At 50.6% G+C, this 1,749-nt stretch carries 2 protein-coding genes; both read left to right on the top strand.

All coding sequences use genetic code 11. The features are described 5' to 3' along the window. The first annotated feature begins 119 nt into the window (after nucleotides 1-119). Nucleotides 120-974, top strand: coding sequence for a C2H2-type zinc finger protein (locus V4C51_RS17695; RefSeq protein WP_330927489.1), 855 nt, complete (start codon nucleotides 120-122; stop codon nucleotides 972-974). A 71-nt stretch (nucleotides 975-1,045) separates the two neighbouring features. After that, the coding region (locus tag V4C51_RS17690; protein ID WP_330927488.1) for a C2H2-type zinc finger protein at nucleotides 1,046-1,749 on the top strand (704 nt) is incomplete at its 3' end.

Below are 1,749 nucleotides of genomic sequence, written 5' to 3'. Positions count from 1 at the left end.
TTTCGACGATCTAAGTAACGCATGGGTAGGAGATAAGTTTCCCTGGTAATGTGGGTTGTATAAGAGTTATACGATAGTTGTCAAAAAATCGCTTATCCTCAATAAAACAGGGAGGCTCTATGCCAAATCCTCCTTATACCTGTAGGCACTGTGGAAGGGCGTTTGACAGGCTCGATACCCTGGAGCAACACATTCGAACCCATACCGGAGACAAGCCCTATATATGCCGATTCTGTGGTAGGGGGTTTACCCAACAGGCTACTCTCACTGACCACATCCGAACCCATACCGGAGAAAAGCCCTATAAATGCGATGTATGCGGGAAAGGCTTTACCCGATCGGGCGGCCTCAAGGTCCACAAGAGAACCCACACCGGGGAGAAGCCCTTCCTATGCCATGTTTGTGGTAAACGCTTTTCGCAACAGGCTAATTTGAATTCACACAAGTGTGGTGTTAAGACGTGCTTTTATTGCCCTGTCTGTCAAAACAGGTGGTTCAGGTCTGACAAAACCCGCGAAGCACATGTGCTGAAGGATCACCCCGGCTACAATCAGAATCAATTATCCATAAGTCCACCGCGACAGCCCCAGGCATCCACTACTTATGCGCAAAGTCCCTCCGAAGTATCCATTAATCTACAGACAATCCCGGGCGTTGGCACGATCTGCGCCGTCACTCATACGATGACGTCTTTGGCGACGGGAATCGTCACCACCGCAGCGCAGATAAGTGGTCCCTCTGGAGAAACCGTCGTTTTTACTCAAACGAGAACGACAGCGAGATCCGCAACCAGCACAGCTACAGGACCAGTTACAAGCGCGGCCAGCGCTCAACCGTATCCAGTCGAAATAGCAGCGGTCGCGCAACAAGCCCCGGGGCCTTCTTTTTTCGTGCCTGAAAACCCACAGGATGTGCCAATAATGGATTTCGACGATCTAAGTAACGCATGGGTAGGAGATAAGTTTCCCTGGTGATGTGGGTTGTATAAGAGTTATACAAAAGTTGTCAAAAAATCTGCTTATCCTTAATAAAACAGGGAGGCTCTATGCCAAATCCTCCTCATACCTGTAGGCACTGTGGAAGGGTGTTTGACATGTTGCATGTCCTGGAGCAACACATTCGAACCCATACCGGAGACAGGCCCTATGTATGCCGAATCTGTGGTAGGGGGTTTGTCCAACAGTCGACTCTCACTGACCACATCCGAACCCATACCGGAGAAAAGCCCCATAAATGCGATGTATGTGGGAAAGGCTTTGCTCAATCGGGCGCCCTCAGGGTCCACAATAGAACCCACACCGGGGAGAAGCCCTTCCTATGCCGTGTTTGTGGTAAACGCTTTTCGCAACAGGCTAATTTGAATTCACACAAGTGTGGTATTAAGACGCGCTTTTATTGCCCCGTCTGTCGAAACAGGTGGTTCAGGTCTGACAGAACCCGCGGAGCGCATCTGCTTAAGGATCACCCCGGCTACAATCAGAATCAATTATCCATAAGTCCACCGCGACAGCCCCAGGCATCTACTAGTTATGCGCGAAGTCCCTCGGAAGTATCCATTAATCAACAGACAATCCCGGGCGTTGGCACGATCTACGCTGTCATTCATACGATGGAGTCTTTGGCGACGGGAATCGTCACCACCGCATCGCAGATAAGTGGTCCCTCTGGAGAAACCGTCGTTTTTACTCAAACGAGAACGACAGCGAGATCCGCAACCGCAACGGCAACCGCAACCGCAACCGCAACCAG

The sequence above is a fragment of the Candidatus Sororendozoicomonas aggregata genome, assembly GCF_031528575.1.
In the GTDB taxonomy this organism is placed as follows: Bacteria; Pseudomonadota; Gammaproteobacteria; order Pseudomonadales; family Endozoicomonadaceae; genus Endonucleibacter; species Endonucleibacter aggregata.
The sequence above is the reverse complement of the archived record's forward strand: the minus strand, read 5'-3'. Positions and strand labels throughout refer to the sequence as shown.